We start from the raw sequence: 19136 nt of genomic DNA on the forward strand, positions 1-19136 counted from the left end.
GAGAACATCATGAGCAACGAACGCGCAGGATCGGCAGTATGGAGCGGCGCCCTGAAGGACGGCGCCGGCAAGATCTCCACCGAGAGCGGCGCAATGGACGGCGTGCAGTACGGTTTCCACACCCGCTTCGAAGACGGTCCCGGCACCAATCCGGAGGAATTAATTGGCGCGGCCCACGCCGGCTGCTTCACGATGGCGCTGTCCGGCATCCTGGCCGAAGCCGGCATGACGGCCAAGCATCTCGCCACCACGGCCACCGTGACCCTGGACAAGGTCGACGGCGCCTTCGCCATCACCAAGGTGCACCTGAACCTGGTGGCCACGATCCCCGGCGCCGACCAGAAGAAATTCGACGAGGCGGCGTTGAAGGCCAAGCTCAATTGTCCGGTCTCGAAGCTGCTCAACGCCGAGATCACGCTCGACGCCCAGTTGCAGGGCTGATGCCGGGACAAGCACGGATGCGGCAAAACGCATAAAATCCCGGTTTCTCATTTTACGAACGAAAGACCACGATGCGTATTTTGCACACCATGCTGCGAGTCGGCGACCTCCAGCGCTCGATCGATTTTTACACCAAAGTGCTGGGCATGAAGCTGCTGCGCACCAGTGACAACCCGGAGTACAAGTACACGCTGGCGTTCCTGGGCTACGGTTCCAACCCCGACCATGCCGAGCTGGAGCTGACCTACAACTACGGCACCACCAGCTACGACATGGGCAACGCCTATGGCCACATCGCCGTCTCGGCCGACGACATCTACGCGGCGGCCGCGGCGGTGCGCGCCAACGGCGGCACCGTCACCCGCGAACCGGGCCCCGTCAAGGGCGGCTCGACGGTGATCGCCTTCGTCACCGATCCGGACGGCTACAAGATCGAGTTGATCGAGCGCAGCTTCGACGGCCAGGGCGCGGGGCTGTAACCAGGCTTGAGGTTTAACGCGCCAACAGCGCGTTGACCGGCGCCAAATCCTCTTCCTTCAACGTGCCGGCGGCCGACTTCAGGCGCAGGCCATTCATGATGGTGTCGTAGCGCGCGCGCGACAGGTCGCGCTGGGTCGAGTACAACTGGCGCTGCGCGTTGAGCACGTCGATGTTGATCCGCACGCCGACCTGGTAGCCCAGCTTGTTCGAATCGAGCGACGACTTGCTCGACACTTCGGCCGCTTCCAGCGCCTTGACCTGGGCCAGGCCGCTGTTCATGCCGAGGAAGGCCTGGCGCGCGGCTTGCGACGCCTGCCGCTTGGTCGCTTCGAGGTCGTTGCGTGCGCGGTCTTCCAGGGCGATGGTTTCGCGCACCTTGCTGGTGATGGCGAAGCCGTTGAAGATCGGAATATTCCAGGTCACGCCGATGGCGTTGCTCTTCTGCGTGCCGAACGCGGTCTGGCTGCTGTGCTGGGTTGCCGCCGTCAGATTGGCCGTGGGCAGGTGGTTGGCGCGGTTGCGCGAGATTTCGCGCTTGGCGATCTCCAGCGACAATTGGGCCGAAATCACGGCGAAGTTCTGGCCTTCTGCCGAGCTGATCCACGGATCGACGGCGGCCGGCTCCGGCGCGGCGATGGTCACGCCCGCGCGCAGCGGCGCCAGTTCGCCCGGCGCCTGGCCGATGATGACCTGCAGCGCGGTGCGCTTGTTGTCCAGATCGTTAATCGCGGCAAATTCCTGCGCCACCACCAGATCGTAGGCCGCCTGCGCCTCGTGGGTATCGGTGATGGTCTGGGTGCCAACCTCGAAGTTGCGCTTGGCCGAGGCCAGCTGCTCGGTGGTCGCCACCTTCTGCGCCTGGGTCGAGGTCAGGTTGTCCTGCGCCGTGAGCACGTCGAAATAGGCTTGCGCCACGCGGGTGATCAAGTCCAGCCGCGCCTGGGCGAAGGCGGCCTCGGCCTGCGCCTGCGCCAGCTTGCTCTGCTCATAGCTCTGCCACAGGCCCCAGTTGAACAGCGGCTGCGTTAGCGAAACGGTGTAGACGTTGGTGTGGTAATCCGTATTGCGCTTGTTTGAGACGACCGGCACGCCGCCGACGACATCGACGGCGCCGACGTTGAACGGCGTGAAATCGCCCGTGTTGCGGGTGTTCGACCCGCTGGCGGCGATGACCGGCAGCAGCCCGGAGCGCCCTTGCGTGATCCGCTCGCGACCAGCTTCAACCGAAGAGCGGGCGCTGGCGTACGTGGCGTCGTTCGCGAGCGCTTGCTGATAGACTTGAAGAAGATCGGCCGCCTGTGCGTTGAGCGTCAAAAAGGCGCTGGTGATCAGCACGGCGATAAGGGGTCTCTGCATTGCATTCTCCGTTGGAGTCATCAAAAAAGTTGATCAAATCAAAAACACTGCCACCTTGGCGCCGCGCCGACTGCGTCGGCCGCGGCTAGTACTTCGGCATCGCCGGGTCCACCTGCAACGCCCAGGCGTGGATGCCGCCGGTCAGGTTGACCGTCTTGCCGAAGCCGTTACGCTCCAGGAAGGCGGCCACCTGCAGGCTGCGCGCGCCGTGGTGGCAGATGCAAACGATCTCGGCGTCCTCATCGAGGTCGTCGATGCGCGCCGGGATCGTGTTCATCGGGATCTGCACCGCGCCGTCGATGCGGCAGGTCTCGAATTCCCAATTCTCGCGCACGTCCAGCAACACCGGCTTGGGACGCGCCTCGTCGGCCAGCCACGCGGCCAGTTCCGGAGCGGTAATATGCTGCATAGGCCGCCCGCCGCTTAGAACTGGAAGGCCGACGGCGTCGTGGCCGAGGCCAGCGGCTTGACGCTGGTTTCGAACAAGGTGCGCGTGTCGTAGCCGGCTTCGCCGGTACGGGTAATCAGTTGCGCCTTCATCGCCGGCGCCTGGCCGATGATGACGGCCAGGCGGCCGCCCACTTTCAACTGCTGCAACAGCGACTCGGGCAACACCGGCAGCGAGCCCGACACGACGATCACGTCGTACGGCGCGCCGCCCGGCCAGCCCTGCGCGCCGTTGCCCAGCTCGACCTTCACATTGGTCACGTCGTTGTCGGCCAAATTCTTTTCCGCCAGCGCCTTCAGCTCCGGCGAGATTTCCACCGTCGTCACGTGGCGGCCCTTGTGCGCCAGCAGCGCGGCCATGTAGCCGGAACCGGTGCCGATCTCGAGCACGTTTTCGTGCTTTTTCAGGTTCACGTCCTGCAGCAGGCGCGCCTCGATCTTCGGCATCAGCATCGATTCGCCGCCCGGCAGCGGGATCTCGGCGTCGACGAAGGCCAGCGCCTTGTGCGCGGCGGGGACGAAATTCTCACGTTTAACCACGTGCAACAGCTCCAGAACGTCCGGGTCGAGGACGTCCCACGGACGGATTTGCTGTTCGATCATGTTGAAACGGGCTTGTTCGATATTCATCTTATGACTCGGTCGGGATTAAATAATCCGTCATTTTATCGTTGAACTGGCATGGAGGCACATATTAACGAGTTGACGGCCGTATCGCGGGAAATTGCGACAGTCTGCAGTTTAAGGGGGATGAACCTACCAAATTGGCAACTTGGACGGAAAACGCCCTGGGGCCGCTCACGGCGCGGCCACCTCCAGGCCGCCCAGGGTGGTGCCGATGAAGGTGTCCATGAAGGCGCGCGGGTCGATCGCCGGCATCTCGCAGGCCGGCATGAAGGAATTGGTCCACATCATCAGCATCATCACCGGCGCGATCAAGACCGGCGTCATGACGGCCGGATCGACTGGCCGAAACTCGCCCCGGCCGATGCCGCGCACCAGCACGCTGGTGATCAGGTCGCTGCCGCGCTTGACCACCTCCTCGTTGTAAAACTTGGCAAGTTCGGGGAAATTATGGCCTTCGGAGAGCATCAGCTTCGTAATGCCCGCCAAGTGGGTGGTGCAGATCTCGTCCCACCAGGCCATCAGGATGGTGCGCAGCAACTCGCCGCTATGGCCTTCGAACACGGCCGCGTCCTGCTCGGCTTCGCCGATCGCTTGCACGATGGTCTCGCGCACGACGGCTTTGAACAGCTCTTCCTTGTTGGTGAAATACAGGTATAGCGTGCCCTTGGACACGCCGGCGCGCTTGGCTACGTCTTCAAGACGGGTGGCCGCATAGCCACGTTCGACGAACTGCTCCAGTGCGGCGGCCAGCAACTCCTGCGGCCGCGCGTCCTTGCGCCGCTCCCAGCGTGGCTTGGTGTCTTGAGAAGCTTGCATGGGTGGTTTTCATATTAACTTACTTGTAAGTCATTAATATAAGCGCAAGGGTCGTCAGCGTCAAGCGGCCACGATGTCGCGCGACGTGCGCACCGCCGTACCGGCGACCTTGATGCGGGCGTCGTAAGGCAACCGGCCCGCTTGGTAGATGGTGCGGGCCGGACGGCGCCCAGGGGGGAACAGTTCGGTAAACAGCGCATTAACCTCTGGCAGGTCGGCCAGGTCGATGAAGGCGATATCAACGAACACCATGTCCTGCAGCGTGAAGCCTGACGCTTCCAAAACGTACGCAACATTCTGGAATGCGCGCCGCGCCTCCTCTAGGGCGCTCCCCGGTACGTAGTTCCCATCGACGCCAATGGCCAGTTGCCCGCTCAGATAGCATGTGTCGCCGACGACCACCGCATGGCTGATCGGCGCCGCCCAGGCCGGCAGGTTCTCGCCTTCAGTAATGTACTGCTTCATGCTCACTCCAATCCGCTGAGTTGATGCGTGTGGCCTGACAGCGCTAATCGAGGCGTTTGGCGCTGGTTTTGCCACCGTCCTGCTCCACCGTAACGGCGGTGATTTTCCCGGCAGCGTCTTTCTCGAAGTTCAGCACCACATCGACGGCCTTGTAGAAGTAGCGGTATTCGTTTTCAGGAAATATCTCCAATTCCCGTTGTCCTGTCAGTTGCGCAAACAGACGCTCGCCTTTCGATCTGATAACAAAGGTCGCCGATCCCAGCGCATATCGCCCTTCCAGGCGCGAATAAAGACGAGGATCGACCTTGACCTGGCGGTGCGCCGGGGCCAAGCCCATTGACAGGCGCGCCAGTGCATCGGTGATCCTGTCGACAACCTCCTCACCATAATTGCTCAAGACAATGACCGTGACCTTATCGTCCGGGTAATAAGCCAGCATGGAACTGTACGCGCCGACGCTGCCACCGTGCTCATACAACCTGCGCGAGAGGTTTTCGCGGATGAACCAGCCCAGCCCGTAATGATGGCCGCCGTCGGTGAACATCGCCTTCAGTGCGGCCGGGCTCAGCAGATTCCCATTGATCAGCCTCTGCTGCCAGGCGAGAAGATCATCCACGGTGGAATACATTGCGCCCGCCGCATACGCGTTGCTCATGTTGACCAGCCTGCCTTTCACCACCTGATCCGGACCATCCGTGTAGTCCTGCGCCAGCTGGCCCACCACTACGCGTCCGTCGTCATAGCCCGAATTGTGCAGTTTGAGTGGCTTCAGCAGCTTTTGCGCAAGATAGTTCTGGTAGCTCATGCCGCTTACGGTCTCGATGATATTGCCCAACAGGACGTAACCCATGTTGTTGTACATGAATTTGGTGCCATGCTCATAATTCAGCGGCACATCCTTGACCAAGTCGATCAGCTCCTGCGGGGTATGTTTCACGGGCATCACTTTGGCGTCGGAATCGTCCGGCGACGTATAGCTCGGAATGCCCGAAGTGTGCGACAGCAGCTGGCGGATGGTCGCCGCTCCCCAACTGGCCGGCAGGTCCGGCAAATATCGGTTGATCGGATCATCCAGGCCAAGCTTGCTCTCATCGGCCAACTGCAAGATTGCGGCGGCAGTAAATTGTTTGGTAATGGAACCAATGCGATACCTGGTCTTGACGGTATTCGGGATCATCCACTCGCGGTTGGCCGCGCCGTAGGCCCGGCGGAAAATCGGTTTGCCATTGCGCACGACCAGCACCGTGCCGGTAAATAGCTCGCCCTGAACATAGTCCTTCATCAGCGCCTCGGCCTGCTCAGTGAACTTGCTGTCCGCTTGGGCCCGCGCTGCCGTTGGAGCAAGGCAGAACATCACCAGCGCCGACAGCAGTGTCAGCTGCGATAACGCAGGTTTGAAGAAAATTTTAAAAATAGTGAGGACGATAGACGTCAAAATTGATTTCATGTGGTTCCCGAAAAAGTGAACCAAGTGTAGGCGGATACTTATCCGGCCACAATGACACCCATACCAAAAATCCTGCCATAGCCGGAAGTTACGGTGCGGCGCATTCGACACTCTGGAACCGGTCGCGAAAATCGGACGGCGACGTCTTTAGACTTCGCTGAAAGGCAATGCGCATAGTCTCGACCGATCGGAACCCGCAACGGTCCGCGATCTGTTTGACGGACAAGGTACTTTCCGTCAGCAAGCGGCGCGCGGCCTCGAGCCGCAGCATTTGCACATATTTTCCTGGTGCGATTTTTAGCGCCAGATTGAAACGGCGGGCAAAGTTTCGTGGACTCATCGCCACCCGCGCCGCAAGAACGTCCACCGACAGCGGATCGTTGAGGTGTTCTGCCATCCAACCGACCAGCTCATCAAACGGAGCCTTATCTGCGCCGCTGGCATCGTGCATTAACAATGTGCTGAACTGGGATTGACCGCCTGGCCGCTTCATGAAGACCACCAATTCCCGAGCCACCAGCAGCGCCAATGCACGACCGAGATCGCGCTCGACGAGCGATAGGCAAAAATCGATGCCTGCGGTAATTCCAGCGGACGTGTGGCATTTTCCGGCACTTAGAAACAATGCATCCCGATCAATTTCAACTTGAGGAAATTGCTGAGAGAATTCATCGAAATGGGCCCAATGCGTGGTGACGCGGTGGCCGTCAAGCGCGCCTGTAGCGGCCAGCGGGAAAGCACCCGTACAAATCGAACCGACCCGGTTTGCGCGGTCGCAAAGCGTTGCAAGCGCGCCGACCAGTCTTGCATCGCGCGATGAAATTCGCGCGCCCCGCCCGCCACAGATGAGCAAGGTATCCGGCCTCAGCGTCGTATCGAACAGGCTGAATGCGGCCTGCAAAGGGGTACCGGAAGTGGTCATCAGCGCGCCAACGCTGGGACCCGCGAGGTCGATATGGTAAGGAGCACGTCGGCCCGCGGCTTCGCTCAGCTCATTGGCGATCGTGAAGACGTCGAGTGGGCCACTCATGTCGAGCATCTGTGCAGGAGGAAAGCCTACAAGAAGAATGTGATGGGGACGCTCTGATGTTGCGGCTCGGCTCATGTTTTATACGGACGCGGTCTACATTGTGACTTCTTGCCAGTTCAGTGAACGACAGCCTGGCCGAAAGCGGAAGTCGCCTGGCGATTGTATTGTACAGCTACACCCAGCCGGGACAATGTGAAAACTCGTTCCAGCCAGCGCGCGGGCGGCTAAGCCACCGCACCGGCTCCTTTCTTATCCAACACAACCTGTATCGTGCGGTCGCGGTAGCGCACCCGAAGTCTGTCGTGCGGCTTTCCGCGCAGGCGCAATCGCGTCATCCGGCCGTCCGCCCAGTCAAGGTCGATTTCGACGCCGCCCTTGGCGCGCACGCCACGCAACGACCCTTCCGGCCATGCCTGGGGCAGCGCCGCGAGGATGTGGATCTCGCCGCCCCAGGACTGCACCAGCATCTCCAGGATCGCCGCCGCGCCGCCGAAGTTACCGTCGATTTGGAAAGGCGGATGGGAATCGAACATGTTCGGATACGTGCGCTCCGGCCCCAGTAGTCCTTGCAGGATCGAATAGGCGCGCTCGCCCTCGCCCATGCGCGTCCACAGCGCCAGCCGCCACGCCGTCGCCCAGCCGGTCGATTTGTCGCCGCGCGTGTTGAGCGTCACCTTTGCCGCCGCGATCAGCTCCGGCGTGTCGCGCACGTTGATTTGCTCGCTCGGGTACACCGCGTACAGGTGCGAGACATGGCGGTGCTGCTGCTCCGGCGCGCCGGCGTCCCAATCCTCCAGCCATTCCTGCAACTGCCCCTGCGCGCCGACGCGGTCCGCCGGCAGGCGCGCACGCATGCTCGCCAGGGTGGTGGCGAAGGCGCCGTCGCCGTCCTTGAGCAGCGCATGGGCCTTGAGCGTCCAGCCAAACAGGTCGCGCACGATCTGGCGGTCCATGGCCGGGCCGGCGCAGGTGGCCACGCCTTTGTGATGCTCGTTCTCGGGCGAGATCGACGGCGACGTGACCAGCCCCCTGCCCTGCGGATCCTCCACCAGCGTATCGACGAAGAACAACGCAGCGCCTTTCATTAGCGGGTAGATGCGGCGCAGGTACGCCGGGTCCGGAGTGTATTCGTAGTGGTCCCACAACGCCTGGCACAACCACGCGCCGCCGCACGGCCACATGCCCCATTTCGGGCCGTCGATGGGCGCGGCGGCGCGCCACAAATCGGTGTTGTGGTGCGCCATCCAGCCGCGCGCCCCGTAGCCCTCGCGCGCGGTGACGGCGCCGGTGACCGACAAATCCTCCACCATGCGCACCAGCGGCTCGACGCACTCGCCCAGGTTGGCCGATTCGGCCGGCCAGTAATTCATCTCGGTGTTGATGTTGATGGTGTACTTGGAACCCCACGGCGGATTGGTCCCCTCGTTCCACAGGCCTTGCAGGTTGGCCGGCTGGCTGCCGGGGCGCGACGACGACATCAGCAGATAGCGGCCGTACTGCACGTACAGCGCCGCCAGCGCGGCATCCGGACGCGTCTCGACGGCGGCGATGCGTTCGTTGGTCGGCGTGGCCGCGGCGGCATTGGAACCGGCGCTGGAACCGATGCGCAGCGACAGCCGCCGGAACAGCTTCTGGTGCGCGGCCAAGTGCGCGGCGCGCAAGCGCGCGTACGGTTTGGCGGCGGCGGCCTCGGTCTGCGCCCGCACGGTCTTGAGCGGGTCGCCGCCGACGTCGGCGTAGTTGATGTAGCTGGTCGCCACCGCCACCAGCAGCGTCACCGTGCGCGCGCCGCGCACCTCGATGCGGTCGCCGCGCGGCGTGACCGTGCCGTCGCCAAGAGCCTTCACGCGCACCGCGTAGCGCAGCGCCGCCGGAATGCCGGACGATTCGATGTTGCGCCCTTCGATCAGCAGCGCGTCGGCGCCGTCGGCGCGCACGGCCAACGTCGACGGGCGCTCCCCGGCGCGCGGCGGTTCCCGATAGTCCCAAGGGGCGCCGATCGACCCCGCCGCCTCGTTCCGCTGGCCGTCGTAGTCGGTGACACCGTACCTGGCGTCCGCCGGATGACGATAGCCAAGATCGAAATCAAGCGTGCCGCCCTGGGCGGTCAGGCGGATCACCAGCACCTGGTCGGGCGCGCTGGCAAACACTTCGCGCACATGCCGCGCCTTGCCGTCATTGAAGCGCGTGGCGGCGATGGCGGTGTCCAGTTCGAGCGAACGCCGGTAACTGTCGGCGCCCGCCACGCCCACGAAGTCGAGCAGCAGGTCGCCGGCCGCCCCGTACGGCATCTGCTTCATCGGCGTGGCCATCATCGAGGAGGAGATCAGGTCCGCCGCCTCGGCGAACTTGCCTTCATCGACCAGTTTCCTGACCTTGGGCAGCGCCTCCAGCGAGCGCGGATTGTTCGAGTCATACGGCCCGCCGGCGAACAGCGTGTCCTCGTTCAGCTGGATGCGCTCCTGGGCGACCCGTCCGAAGCACATCGCACCGAGGCGGCCATTCCCCACCGGTAGCGCTTCGACCCACGCGCCGGCTGGGCGCTGGTACCACAATTCCAGGTCTTCGCGACCGCCGGCCGCCGGGGTGGCGACCATCGTGGCGCCGGCCAGTCCGGGAAACGCCATCGCCAGGCCGGCCGATACCAGCAACTGGCGCCGGCCTTCCGAGATACCCTTGTCCACACCGTTCGTATTTTTTTTGTTCAAGTCATCCTCCAGATGGATCTGATTACCCATTCAATATGACGCGGACGAAGCCCGTCGCCGCTTACTTAATCTCCAGTTCGAACGGCGCGGCCGGCAAGTCCTCGGCGCTATACAGATTCACGGAGGGCGCGTCGGCCCAGGCATAGCGGACGTGCGTCGTGCCCGGCAGATTGGCCCCCTTCAAGATCACGGTGTCGCCTTGCGGCGCCGCCAGCACATACCGGCAATCGGCGCCGGCGCACGCCTCGAAACCGATCGCGTGGGCCGCGCTGTAGGTGCGCAGGCCGGCGCCGGCGTTTTTGAATTTGACCAGCAGATCCTCGCCCGCCCGCGTCACGCCAACCGCCTCCGGTCCGCCCGGCGCGATCGTCTCGCCGTAGGCCAGCGCGCGCGCCGCCAGGGCTAGCCGCTCGCCCACCAGCGCTTTTTGCGGCGGATGAATATCGGTGCGGTCGCCGGTGTCGATGGTGACGGCCAGGCCGGCATGCGGGTCGTTGCGAACGGTGTTGGCCTGGGCCTCGCGCAACCGCGCCCAATCCGAATCGCCCGGCTTGGTCGCGGCCGCGCCGAACGACGACAGCTGGGCGACCAGGAAGGGCAATTGCGGCTGGCCGAAAGTCTTGCGCCAATCGGCGATCAGCAGCGCCAGCAAAGTCTCGTATTCCTTCGCTTCGCCGGTGTTGGACTCGCCCTGGTACCACGCCGCCAGCTTGAACTTGTAGCCGGCCAGCGGCGCGATCATCGCGTTGTGCAAAGTCGACAGGCTGGTCGGAATATCCCACGGCGCCGGGGGTATCGACAGCCCCTTCAAGCGTGTGCCCACCTGGTATTTCCACGGCGCCGACAGGGCGATGAACTTGCCGTCGCCGGTCTTGACGCCGCGATGTTCCGGCTGCCCGGTCAACCCGCCGCCGGTGCCGCCGCTGAGCACGTGAACGGCGATCACGTTGCGGCCCGGCTTGAACACGCCGGCCGGCACCGGATACTCGCGCCACACCCAGGCGGTGCTGCCGCCGCCCACCCGCACGCCGTTGACCCAGGTGCTGTCGTAGGTATCGATGGGGCCGAGCTGCAGCATGTTCGCCGCCCGCGCCTGCGCCGCATCCAGAGTCACGGTGGTGCGGAACCACGCGGCGCCATCGAAGTCCGTCAGCGACGGGATGCCGGCTTCCTTCCACGATCCCTGGGGCGTCAGGATCGGCCAGGCGGAATCGTCGAAGTCCGGCGCACTCCACCCGCGCTGGGCCCTGGCCTGCGGGTCGTGCGCCTCCCACCATTGCTGGTGCCGGCGCGCCTCGCCGGCCATCGCCTTGGGCGGATTCGACGCCATGTCGGCCAGCGCGTCGAGCCGCTGGGCGTAGGCCGGCAAGGTCTTCAGCGACGACGCGCCGATCCAGCCCTGGATGGTGGTGCCGCCCCAGCTCGAATTGATGAAGCCGACCGGCACCTTTTGGCGCTGTTGCAGCGTGCGTGCCATGTAGTAGCACACCGCCGAAGCCTCGCCCGCCGTCTTGGGCGACGCCACCTCCCATGCCAGCGGCCGTTTTAAATCGTCCTGGACGGCGGCTTCGCTGACGAGTTGAACATTGACGAAGCGCAGGTTCGGATTGTCGGGAAAGTTTGGCCAGGCGCCGGTGGACAGCCGCGCCGGGAACGCCATGTTCGACTGGCCGCCGCACAGGTAGACGTCGCCGATCATGATGTCCTGGAGCGTGGTGCCGGCACCGTCGGCGGTGACCGACAGGGTGTGCGGTCCGCCGGCCGCCATCGCCGGCAGGCTCGAGCGCCATCGTCCGTTCGCTCCCGCCTGCGCCTCGGCGGTCTTGCTGCCCAGGCTCACCGTCACGCGTTGGCCAGGGCTTGCCGTGCCCCACACGGTCAAGGGCTCACCGCGCTGCAACACGGCATGGTCGCCGAAAATGGCCGCGAACGCCGGTGGCGTTGTCTGCGCCATCACCGGGGCGGCAATCGAGGACGCAAGCATCAGCAGGAGCATGCCGGCAACGCGGCGGCGGGGTGGATTTTTCATGTTGGCGCCGGAACAGGGCAAAAGTTTTCGCAGCATGAAGTGTGGCCGTATTTCCGTCCTAGCAATAGGCCATTCCAATAACGAAAACCGCCATATGCAGTTATATTTTTCACCATTACGTCGCCCCTCCCGGTGTCGAAGGACTTAACAGTGCTTAGGCTGTATTTTTATATTACAGCTTTTGAACTGTATTCTATCTAATGCCAACACAAAATAACAGGTTCTATGTTGTTTTTACAGCTAACAGGCCATATACTGTAAGAATCGCTTATCAACGCACCTGTTTATGCCATTTCCCCTCCAAACCATCGATCAGTTAAAGCCGCTTATCCAAGGCTTCCGAAAGCGGGCCGGTCTTACCCAAGCGGCGATGGCTGAAAAGCTGGGAATCACCCAGCAAAGCTACGCGCAAATCGAATCGAACCTGGGCTCGACCAGTGTGGAACGCCTATACACCATTCTGCGCTTGCTTAATGTCGAACTCAATTTCTCGCCGCCCGATTCGCCCGCAGGGGAAGGTCACGGTCGCGCGCCGGCGGCGGCACAAAACCCTGCGGCCTACATCGCTAAGAAACCAGAGCTCAACACGCCCACCGGGAGGACGGCAAAGCTTCCGCCACAGGCTATCCAGCAGTCCGACAAGACCAAATGGTGAACCATGGCGCGCGCACGTAACCGGGGAAGTTTGAATGTCTGGCTGAATGGCATTCCAGTAGGGAAGTGGACCAACGCAGCCAACACATCGACTTTCGAGTATTTCTACCAGTGGATCGAGCACGAGCAGGGACGTCCGTTATCCTTGTCCATGCCCTTCCGGGCGGACAACGCAGCCTACTCCGGCGACGTGGTGACGAATTATTTCGACAATCTGTTACCGGATAGCGAACCCATTCGGCGACGCCTGGCACAACGGCATCAAACCGGAGGAACCTCACCGTTCGAACTGCTCGCCGCCATCGGCCGCGACTGCGTTGGCGCGGCCCAGCTGTTGCCGGTCGATCAAGTCCCGGAAGATCTGTTCAGCATTCGTGGCGATCCGCTCGATGAGCAGCGCGTCGCGAAACTGTTGCGGTCGACCACCGCGCCCGCCGGGGGATTGGCCCGCGCGGAGTCCAACGCCGATCTGCGGCTCTCGATCGCCGGCGCGCAAGAGAAGACCGCCCTGCTCTGGCGCGAAGGCCAATGGCTGCTGCCGCAAGGGAGCACGCCCACCACACACATATTGAAACTTCCGCTCGGCATGGTCGGCGACATGCAGGCGGACTTTCGAACATCGGTGGAAAACGAATGGCTCTGTTCTCAAATTATGGCGCTGTTCGGCTTGCCCGTCGCGCGCTCTGCCATCCTTCAATTTGACGACCAAAAGGTATTGGCCGTCGAACGGTTCGACCGCAAGAATTCCGACGACGGCACCTGGATAGCGCGTCTGCCACAAGAAGACATGTGCCAGGCGGTCGGCTGCTCTCCGCTCGAAAAGTACCAGCGCGAAGGCGGCCCGGGCATCGAGCGGATCATGCAGCTGCTCTTCGGCTCTGAAGCGGCCGAACTCGACCGCCTAAACTTTTACAAGACGCAACTCTTATTCTGGCTACTGATCGCAACGGATGGGCACGCGAAAAACTTCAGCCTTGCGATACTGCCGGGCGGCCGCTACCGCGCTACGCCCTTGTACGACGTGCTGTCCGCACACCCGATCATCGGTACGGGAAGAAACCAGATCCAGCCGCGTGACGCCAAGCTTGCGATGGCGGTCCGGAGCAGCACCAATTACTACGAGGTCTACCGAATCCAGCGCCGACACTGGTCCGCCATGGCGCGACGGGTGAATCTGGGCGCCCTGGCAGCCGAACGCATCATCGAGGAATTGATTGTGCAGACGCCGCAGGTCATACAAGCCGCTTATCGAAACATTCCCGCAGGGTTTCCGCAAGACTTGGCGGACAGTATTCTGCACGGGATGCTGCGACAACTCGAGGTGTTACGAGGACAGCCGGCAGCCATATAGAAGCGCACGGACCGGAAGGGCGAACCTGCTCGAAACGACTCGCTCAACCGCCAAAGCAATTCTTGATGGTGAAATCCGCTAACTGGTATCTGGTCGTGCCGCTCGCGGCCGGCATGACTTTGAAATTGCCAAGCATCTCATCATTGCAGACCATGAAGAAGCTCGCCGCCCTCTCACTGCCTAGCCGGCAAAGGCCACCAAAGCTGTGGTTGCCGTGAGCCGTGCCCACGGCGATATCAACCAGCGTTTCGCAGCCGGATACGGCGCCGAGCTTTCTACGCGACAGGTCTTTGCTGAATGACTGGTTACGGGCGTTCGCATCCCGCAGCGTCATGAGGAAGTGATTTTCTCCGTTGGAGGCGTACTCCTCCGACAAGTCGAGGCAAACGCCGTGGCATTCCTGCAGCAACCTGGCTCGTGTTTCATATGAACGGCGCAGGCAGGCGACGTCGTCGCACAGGCTGCGGGAGGATTTCAGCCAGGACTTTTGTTCCGCCACCAGTCGCCTCCTGTTGACGTCGTCCAGCGAGGCCAGCGTTTTCTTATAGCTGGCGGCCAATTCCTCGTCCATCTTCGACAAATCGGCATCGGAACAAACAAGTCGTTCCGTTGCGGTGGCGGCGGCACCGCAGTCAAAGCTGGCGGAAAAAGCGCCGCCCGAGAACAAGCCGCAAAACAAGAATGCAAGAAGTGCTTTCATCGACAGATCCCGTGGTTGCGAGCCAAGCCAAAAGCTTCGCTTGTCGTATGCCCGAACGGCAAGGCATCGTAAATTATTATTCTTAACCCGGGGTGAAAGCCATGCCAATCGATTAAAACTCTTCCCAGTCGCCGCCGGCGGGGGAGCTGCCCGTCGACGCAAGTTTCAGCGGCTTGGCGCCGGCCCGCGCAGGGGCCGCAACGACCGCGCGACTGGTCGCGGGCGCCGCCTTCGCGGTCAGCACGGGACGGCGTAACGGCGCCGATTCCAGCGCCGGCGTGTTGGCGCTTTCGCTGGTCTTGAAGACGCTGACCAGCTCCGCCAGCCTGGCCGCCTGGTCCTGCAGCGCCTGCGAGGCCGCCGCCGCCTCCTCCACCAGCGCGGCGTTCTGCTGGGTGGTATTGTCCATCTGGACGATCGCCTGGTTGATCTGCTCGATGCCTTGCGTTTGCTCCTGGTTGGCCGCGCTGATCTCGCTCATGATGTCGGTCACGCTGCGGATGCTGTCGACGATCCCTTGCATCGTCGAGCCGGCTTGATCGACCAGGGTCGCGCCAGCCTCGACCTGTTCGACCGACGCACCGATCAAGGCCTTGATCTCCTTGGCGGCGGCGGCCGAGCGCTGCGCCAGATTGCGCACCTCGCTGGCGACGACGGCGAATCCCCGGCCCTGCTCGCCGGCGCGGGCCGCCTCGACCGCCGCGTTCAGGGCCAGGATATTGGTCTGGAAGGCGATACCGTCGATCACGCCGATGATGTCGACGATCTTGCTGGACGACGCGTTGATCGAGCCCATGGTTTCGACCACTTGCGCCACCACCGCGCCGCCCTTGGTGGCGATGTCGGAGGCCGTGATCGCCAGTTGGTTGGCCTGCCGGGCGTTGTCGGCGTTCTGCTTGACGGTCGAGGTCATCTCCTCCATCGACGACGCGGTTTCCTCCAGCGAGCTGGCCTGCTCCTCGGTGCGCGACGACAAAAGCGAGCTCATGCACTACTGCCTTCATATGCCGCCCGGCATACGCCCTCCCCCCCGGTCGGCAGATTTTAGGTGTCGACAACATCCCCATACTGTGTTCATCGGCAGCAAATCGAATGCTGCCGGCAAACCTGTCCGCACGAATGGACTCAACCGCCGCACAATTTGAAGGAACACCACCATGTTTAAATCGATCCGCACCGCAGCCCTGGTCGCCGCCCTGTTCGCAACGACCGCCACCGCTTTCGCGACCACCGCCGGCACGGCCAAATACGGCACCAGCGCGCCGGCGGCCGGCGCCCACCGCCAAATCGTGATCTCGGAAATGACCAAGCACGTGCGCGTGGAAAATGGCGAAACCGTGGAATTCAAGGTCAACGGCGCCAGCTTCACCTGGCACTTCCAGACCTTGCATCAAGAGACGTCGTTCGACCTGGGCAAGATTGCGCCGGCCGGCACCTTCAATAAAAAGGTCACCGTCTACGTCGCCTCCAACCCGCTGTACCGCAGCTAAGCGATAGTGGTAGCGTGGACCAGGCCGGGCCACGCTACATCTAACAGATCAGTGCTCGCTGATCTTGGCGCCGCTCTCGCGCGGCATGTAGTGGTAGGTGCGCAGCTTGTGCTGGATGTCGATGGCGGGGTTTTTCAGCAGCTTGACCATCTCGGCGCCGGCCAGCAGCACCGGACCGTAGCCGTGCATCGCGTCGACGCTGACGGGGCGGTTGTAGTAATACACCTGGTCGCTGGCGAACGTGGTGCCGACGCAGGTGCCTTCCACTTGTCCCTTGGCGTTGATGCGCGTGCTCAGGCCGACCCATCCGGCCTGGGCGATCGAGCCGTAGGTCGTCGGGCTGATCCAGCCTTGGTTGATCGCGTGCGCGTAGACGTAGACGAAGATCGCGGTGGCCGAGGTTTCCAGGTAGGAGTCGTTACGGTCGAGCATCTGGTGCCAAAGGCCGGTGCCCGACTGCAGCTCGGCGATGCCGCGCAGGCTGGCGCGCAGTTGGGCCAGCACCTTCGGATAGGCCGGATGGTCCTTCGGCAGCACGTCGAGCAGGTCGCTCATCGACAACACCGCCCAGCCGTTGGCGCGCGCCCAGTAGAAGCGCGGCGCGTCCGGGTTGTTGGCGTTCCAGCCGTGCGTGAACAAGCCGTTGCGCTCGTTGAACAGGTGCTGGGCCATCGTCAGCACATTGGAGGCGGCGTCGTCGAACCAGGCCTTGTCGCCGGTGAGGTGGCCCATCTCGGCCAGCGCCGGAATGCCCATGTACATGTCGTCGGCCCACAGCGACGAGGCCTGCGGACGCTGGCGCGCGAAGGTGCCGTCGTCGAGGCGGTACTGCTTCTTCTGCACATAGCCGCTGCAGGTGTCGATCATGCCCTTCAGGTCCGGGCCGACCTTGGCGAAGCGCGCGCGCACCAGCGCAGCGCACATCGAGCCGCTGTCGTCGAGCGAGCGCGGTTCCAGGAAGCGGGTGAAGCTGTTGGCGCGGCCCAGCTTGAACTGGTTTTCCTGCGCCTGGAAATACGGCTGCGTGTCCTTGAAGAATTGCAGGTGACGGCGCGTGACGTCGCTGTAGCGCTTGTCGCCGGTGACCTCGGCCGCCTTCAGCAGGCCCGAGTGGATCACGCCCATCTCGTACACCATCAGGCCGAAGTCGCCGGGCGAGTTCTCGAACACGGCGCCGGCCACCGGCTTCTTGAGGTCGGTGATCGGCTTGCCGGTCGCCTTGTCGACGATGCGGGTCGGCGTGATGCTGTCGATGTAGCCGCGCACGCGGTCGAGCGCGCCGACGATCTCGGCCTCGGTCGGCTTTTTGTACGGAACCGGATAGGTGCCCTCGCCGGCGTCGTTGGCGCTTTTATTGTCGGGATTGCGGAACGGGCCGTCCGCGTGAACGGCGCCGGCGGCCAGGACAGCGGCTACCAGCAGGGTCAATCGGCTGGATAAATGCTTCATTGTCAACCTTTCTATTTATATCGGTAATGAGTCTCCGATACGAAGGCTAGGCAAGGTCGACGATTACGTCAAGCACTAATTAAACGTTTACCTATCAGACCACAATTTCAAGTGGTCAGACCGCCTTGGACGGCCACGCCCCCACCTGATTGAGCATGCCGAACCAGTCTTCCAGGTGCCAGGTGCGGGTGATGCGGTCGGCCGACAGGTGGTGAAATTCGTGGATGGCGATGGCGATCGGCTTGCCCGTCGGCGCGATGCCGAAGAACTCGCCGCTATGCGTGCCGGTGATTTGCGCGCGCACGGCGGCGTGGCCATCGCGGCCGAAAATGTCGAGGATGGTGATCTTCACGTCCGGGAAAGCGGTGGTGAACAGAGCGATCACCGGTTTCATCCCAGCCAGGCCGGGCTGCTGGTCCGGTCCCAGCGGAATGTCTTCCCAATCGACCGCCAGCGCCTGGTCGAGCAGGTCGGGATGCTTGTCGTTGAAGGCGCCGTAAAGGTTTTCGATGGCTTGCTGTTGAGCAAGGGTGAGGCCGTTGTCTTGCATGGTCATGGTGTGCTTTGCGTTTGGTGATGGAGACCTTCACTGTAGCGGCGCCGCGCGCGCAATTCCAATCGATAATGGATATACAGTAATATCCATGCCATGGATTTACATGGAATCGACCTCAACCTCCTCGTTGCCTTCGACGCGCTGATGTGCGAGCGCAATGTCACGCGCGCCGGCGTGCGCATCGGCCGCACGCAGCCGGCCATGAGCGCGGCGCTGGCCCGCCTGCGGCTGCTGCTGAAGGACGAACTATTCGTGCGCAGCGCGGCCGGACTGCAGCCGACGCCGCGCGCGCTGGAACTGGCCGCGCCGCTGGGCGAGGCGCTGGCCAGCATCCAGCGCACGCTGGACTTCACCCAGGCCTTCGACCCGACGACATCGACCTTGCGCCTGACCCTGGGGCTGTCGGACCATCCGGCCTTCGTCGTGCTGCCCCCGCTACTGCGGCATTTGGCGCGCGTGGCGCCGGGCGTGACGCTGCGGGTGCGCGCCTTCACCGCGCGCGAGGACGCGCTGGCCCTGCTCGACGCCGGCGAGGTCGACGCCGCCATCGGCGTGCCGGGCGGCAGCACGCCGCGCATTCCGACCACGCCCCTGTTCGAGGAGCGCTTCGTCTGCGTGGCGCGCAAGGATCATCCGCTGGCGAACGACAAGACCGTCCCGCTCGAGGCCTTCCTGGCGCACCGGCACCTGCTGGTGTCGCCGGAGGGGGACGGTGTCGGCCACGTGGACGTGCGGCTGGCGCAGCTGGGCCGCACGCGCGACGTCGCCATCACGCTGCCGCAGATGTACGCCGCGCCGGCGATCGTCGCCGCCAGCGACGTGCTGGCCACCATGATGGCGGGCGTGGTGCGGGCCAGCGGCTTGCGCGCGGCGCTGGCCGTGCTGCCGCTGCCGGCCGAACTGGACCTGGCGCCGGTGCCGTTCGTGCTGCACTGGCACCGCCGCAACGACGCCCATCCAGCCCAGCGCTGGCTGCGCGCGCAGCTGGTGGCGGTGTGCGCGCCCTTACGCGACTGAAAATATCGTTCCGTGCGGGCACGGCGAAACCGGGCACATCGGCTACACTAGCTGCCATATTCCCACCTGCGTC

Annotated in this window: 18 protein-coding genes and 1 pseudogene; 6 read left to right on the forward strand and 13 right to left on the reverse strand. The window is 63.3% G+C overall.

Annotated elements, in window-relative coordinates; translation table 11 throughout:
• Window positions 1-9: 9 nt before the first annotated feature.
• Both NHH73_28855 and gloA read left to right on the forward strand, forming a co-directional pair.
• On the forward strand, window positions 10-441 hold the full coding sequence (locus tag NHH73_28855) for an OsmC family protein (protein ID USX26517.1): 432 nt from the start codon (window positions 10-12) through the stop codon (window positions 439-441).
• A 71-nt stretch (window positions 442-512) separates the two neighbouring features.
• Entirely contained in the window at window positions 513-920 is a 408-nt protein-coding gene (gene gloA / locus NHH73_28860; protein ID USX26518.1) for a lactoylglutathione lyase, read from the forward strand.
• A 13-nt stretch (window positions 921-933) separates the two neighbouring features.
• On the opposite strand, the gene NHH73_28865 is transcribed toward gloA, so the two are convergent.
• From NHH73_28865 to NHH73_28905, 9 genes are all read right to left on the reverse strand, one after another.
• Complete coding sequence (locus tag NHH73_28865) at window positions 934-2277, reverse strand: TolC family outer membrane protein (protein USX26519.1); 1344 nt, start codon at window positions 2275-2277, stop codon at window positions 934-936.
• 85 nt (window positions 2278-2362) lie between these two features.
• Entirely contained in the window at window positions 2363-2686 is a 324-nt protein-coding gene (locus tag NHH73_28870) for a rhodanese-like domain-containing protein (protein USX26520.1), read from the reverse strand.
• A gap of 14 nt (window positions 2687-2700) precedes the next feature.
• Window positions 2701-3354 (reverse strand): protein-L-isoaspartate O-methyltransferase, encoded by a 654-nt coding sequence (locus NHH73_28875; protein ID USX26521.1) that lies wholly within the window; start codon window positions 3352-3354, stop codon window positions 2701-2703.
• Window positions 3355-3522: 168 nt separating this feature from the next.
• Entirely contained in the window at window positions 3523-4167 is a 645-nt protein-coding gene (locus NHH73_28880; protein USX26522.1) for a TetR/AcrR family transcriptional regulator, read from the reverse strand.
• A gap of 60 nt (window positions 4168-4227) precedes the next feature.
• Window positions 4228-4632, reverse strand: a complete 405-nt coding sequence (locus NHH73_28885; GenBank protein USX26523.1) for a RidA family protein — start codon at window positions 4630-4632, stop codon at window positions 4228-4230.
• A gap of 43 nt (window positions 4633-4675) precedes the next feature.
• Window positions 4676-6079 (reverse strand): serine hydrolase, encoded by a 1404-nt coding sequence (locus NHH73_28890; protein ID USX26524.1) that lies wholly within the window; start codon window positions 6077-6079, stop codon window positions 4676-4678.
• 88 nt (window positions 6080-6167) lie between these two features.
• Window positions 6168-7109, reverse strand: coding sequence for a helix-turn-helix domain-containing protein (locus NHH73_28895; protein ID USX26525.1), 942 nt, complete (start codon window positions 7107-7109; stop codon window positions 6168-6170).
• A gap of 224 nt (window positions 7110-7333) precedes the next feature.
• On the reverse strand, window positions 7334-9817 hold the full coding sequence (locus NHH73_28900; GenBank protein ID USX26526.1) for a glycoside hydrolase family 95 protein: 2484 nt from the start codon (window positions 9815-9817) through the stop codon (window positions 7334-7336).
• Between the two features lie 61 nt (window positions 9818-9878).
• Window positions 9879-11846 carry a beta galactosidase jelly roll domain-containing protein gene (locus NHH73_28905; protein USX26527.1) on the reverse strand — a complete coding sequence of 656 codons (1968 nt, stop codon included), beginning with the start codon at window positions 11844-11846 and terminating at the stop codon, window positions 9879-9881.
• A gap of 286 nt (window positions 11847-12132) precedes the next feature.
• On the opposite strand from NHH73_28905, the gene NHH73_28910 reads away from it, so the two are divergent.
• Together NHH73_28910 and NHH73_28915 are read left to right on the forward strand one after the other, a co-directional pair.
• The gene (locus tag NHH73_28910) at window positions 12133-12501 is read left to right on the forward strand and encodes a helix-turn-helix domain-containing protein (protein ID USX26528.1); all 369 of its coding nucleotides are present in this window, start codon (window positions 12133-12135) and stop codon (window positions 12499-12501) included.
• 3 nt (window positions 12502-12504) lie between these two features.
• A complete protein-coding gene (locus tag NHH73_28915; protein USX26529.1) occupies window positions 12505-13851 on the forward strand; it encodes a type II toxin-antitoxin system HipA family toxin in 1347 nt (448 codons plus the stop codon).
• Window positions 13852-13894: 43 nt separating this feature from the next.
• Here the strand turns inward: NHH73_28915 and NHH73_28920 are convergent, their stop codons facing one another.
• Window positions 13895-14551: a lysozyme inhibitor LprI family protein gene (locus tag NHH73_28920; GenBank protein ID USX26530.1), complete on the reverse strand. Its 657-nt coding sequence runs from the start codon at window positions 14549-14551 to the stop codon at window positions 13895-13897.
• Window positions 14552-14663: 112 nt separating this feature from the next.
• Window positions 14664-15536: pseudogene (locus NHH73_28925) on the reverse strand (methyl-accepting chemotaxis protein).
• Window positions 15537-15708: 172 nt separating this feature from the next.
• Between NHH73_28925 and NHH73_28930 the strand changes: the two are divergent.
• The gene (locus tag NHH73_28930) at window positions 15709-16041 is read left to right on the forward strand and encodes a CzcE family metal-binding protein (protein ID USX26531.1); all 333 of its coding nucleotides are present in this window, start codon (window positions 15709-15711) and stop codon (window positions 16039-16041) included.
• Between the two features lie 48 nt (window positions 16042-16089).
• Here NHH73_28930 and NHH73_28935 read toward each other — a convergent pair whose 3' ends face one another.
• Both NHH73_28935 and NHH73_28940 read right to left on the reverse strand, forming a co-directional pair.
• Window positions 16090-17490 carry a glycoside hydrolase family 88 protein gene (locus NHH73_28935; GenBank protein ID USX26532.1) on the reverse strand — a complete coding sequence of 467 codons (1401 nt, stop codon included), beginning with the start codon at window positions 17488-17490 and terminating at the stop codon, window positions 16090-16092.
• A gap of 115 nt (window positions 17491-17605) precedes the next feature.
• Window positions 17606-18046 (reverse strand): ester cyclase, encoded by a 441-nt coding sequence (locus NHH73_28940; GenBank protein ID USX26533.1) that lies wholly within the window; start codon window positions 18044-18046, stop codon window positions 17606-17608.
• A 93-nt stretch (window positions 18047-18139) separates the two neighbouring features.
• Between NHH73_28940 and NHH73_28945 the strand changes: the two genes are divergently transcribed.
• Window positions 18140-19063, forward strand: coding sequence for a LysR family transcriptional regulator (locus NHH73_28945; GenBank protein ID USX26534.1), 924 nt, complete (start codon window positions 18140-18142; stop codon window positions 19061-19063).
• Window positions 19064-19136: the final 73 nt, after the last annotated feature.

This window comes from Oxalobacteraceae bacterium OTU3CINTB1 (assembly GCA_024123955.1).
Lineage (GTDB): Bacteria > Pseudomonadota > Gammaproteobacteria > Burkholderiales > Burkholderiaceae_D > Rugamonas.

Bases quoted from the DNA above. Each gene is read 5' to 3' on its own strand.
- NHH73_28885 (USX26523.1), bottom strand. From the start codon at position 4,632: ATGAAGCAGTACATTACTGAAGGCGAGAACCTGCCGGCCTGGGCGGCG.
- NHH73_28880 (USX26522.1), bottom strand. From the start codon at position 4,167: ATGCAAGCTTCTCAAGACACCAAGCCACGCTGGGAGCGGCGCAAGGAC.
- NHH73_28875 (USX26521.1), bottom strand. From the start codon at position 3,354: ATGAATATCGAACAAGCCCGTTTCAACATGATCGAACAGCAAATCCGT.
- NHH73_28915 (USX26529.1), top strand. From the start codon at position 12,505: ATGGCGCGCGCACGTAACCGGGGAAGTTTGAATGTCTGGCTGAATGGC.
- NHH73_28910 (USX26528.1), top strand. From the start codon at position 12,133: ATGCCATTTCCCCTCCAAACCATCGATCAGTTAAAGCCGCTTATCCAA.
- NHH73_28895 (USX26525.1), bottom strand. From the start codon at position 7,109: ATGAGTGGCCCACTCGACGTCTTCACGATCGCCAATGAGCTGAGCGAA.
- NHH73_28870 (USX26520.1), bottom strand. From the start codon at position 2,686: ATGCAGCATATTACCGCTCCGGAACTGGCCGCGTGGCTGGCCGACGAG.
- NHH73_28865 (USX26519.1), bottom strand. From the start codon at position 2,277: ATGCAGAGACCCCTTATCGCCGTGCTGATCACCAGCGCCTTTTTGACG.
- NHH73_28930 (USX26531.1), top strand. From the start codon at position 15,709: ATGTTTAAATCGATCCGCACCGCAGCCCTGGTCGCCGCCCTGTTCGCA.
- NHH73_28890 (USX26524.1), bottom strand. From the start codon at position 6,079: ATGAAATCAATTTTGACGTCTATCGTCCTCACTATTTTTAAAATTTTC.
- NHH73_28920 (USX26530.1), bottom strand. From the start codon at position 14,551: ATGAAAGCACTTCTTGCATTCTTGTTTTGCGGCTTGTTCTCGGGCGGC.
- gloA (USX26518.1), top strand. From the start codon at position 513: ATGCGTATTTTGCACACCATGCTGCGAGTCGGCGACCTCCAGCGCTCG.
- NHH73_28935 (USX26532.1), bottom strand. From the start codon at position 17,490: ATGAAGCATTTATCCAGCCGATTGACCCTGCTGGTAGCCGCTGTCCTG.
- NHH73_28945 (USX26534.1), top strand. From the start codon at position 18,140: ATGGATTTACATGGAATCGACCTCAACCTCCTCGTTGCCTTCGACGCG.
- NHH73_28905 (USX26527.1), bottom strand. From the start codon at position 11,846: ATGAAAAATCCACCCCGCCGCCGCGTTGCCGGCATGCTCCTGCTGATG.
- NHH73_28940 (USX26533.1), bottom strand. From the start codon at position 18,046: ATGACCATGCAAGACAACGGCCTCACCCTTGCTCAACAGCAAGCCATC.
- NHH73_28855 (USX26517.1), top strand. From the start codon at position 10: ATGAGCAACGAACGCGCAGGATCGGCAGTATGGAGCGGCGCCCTGAAG.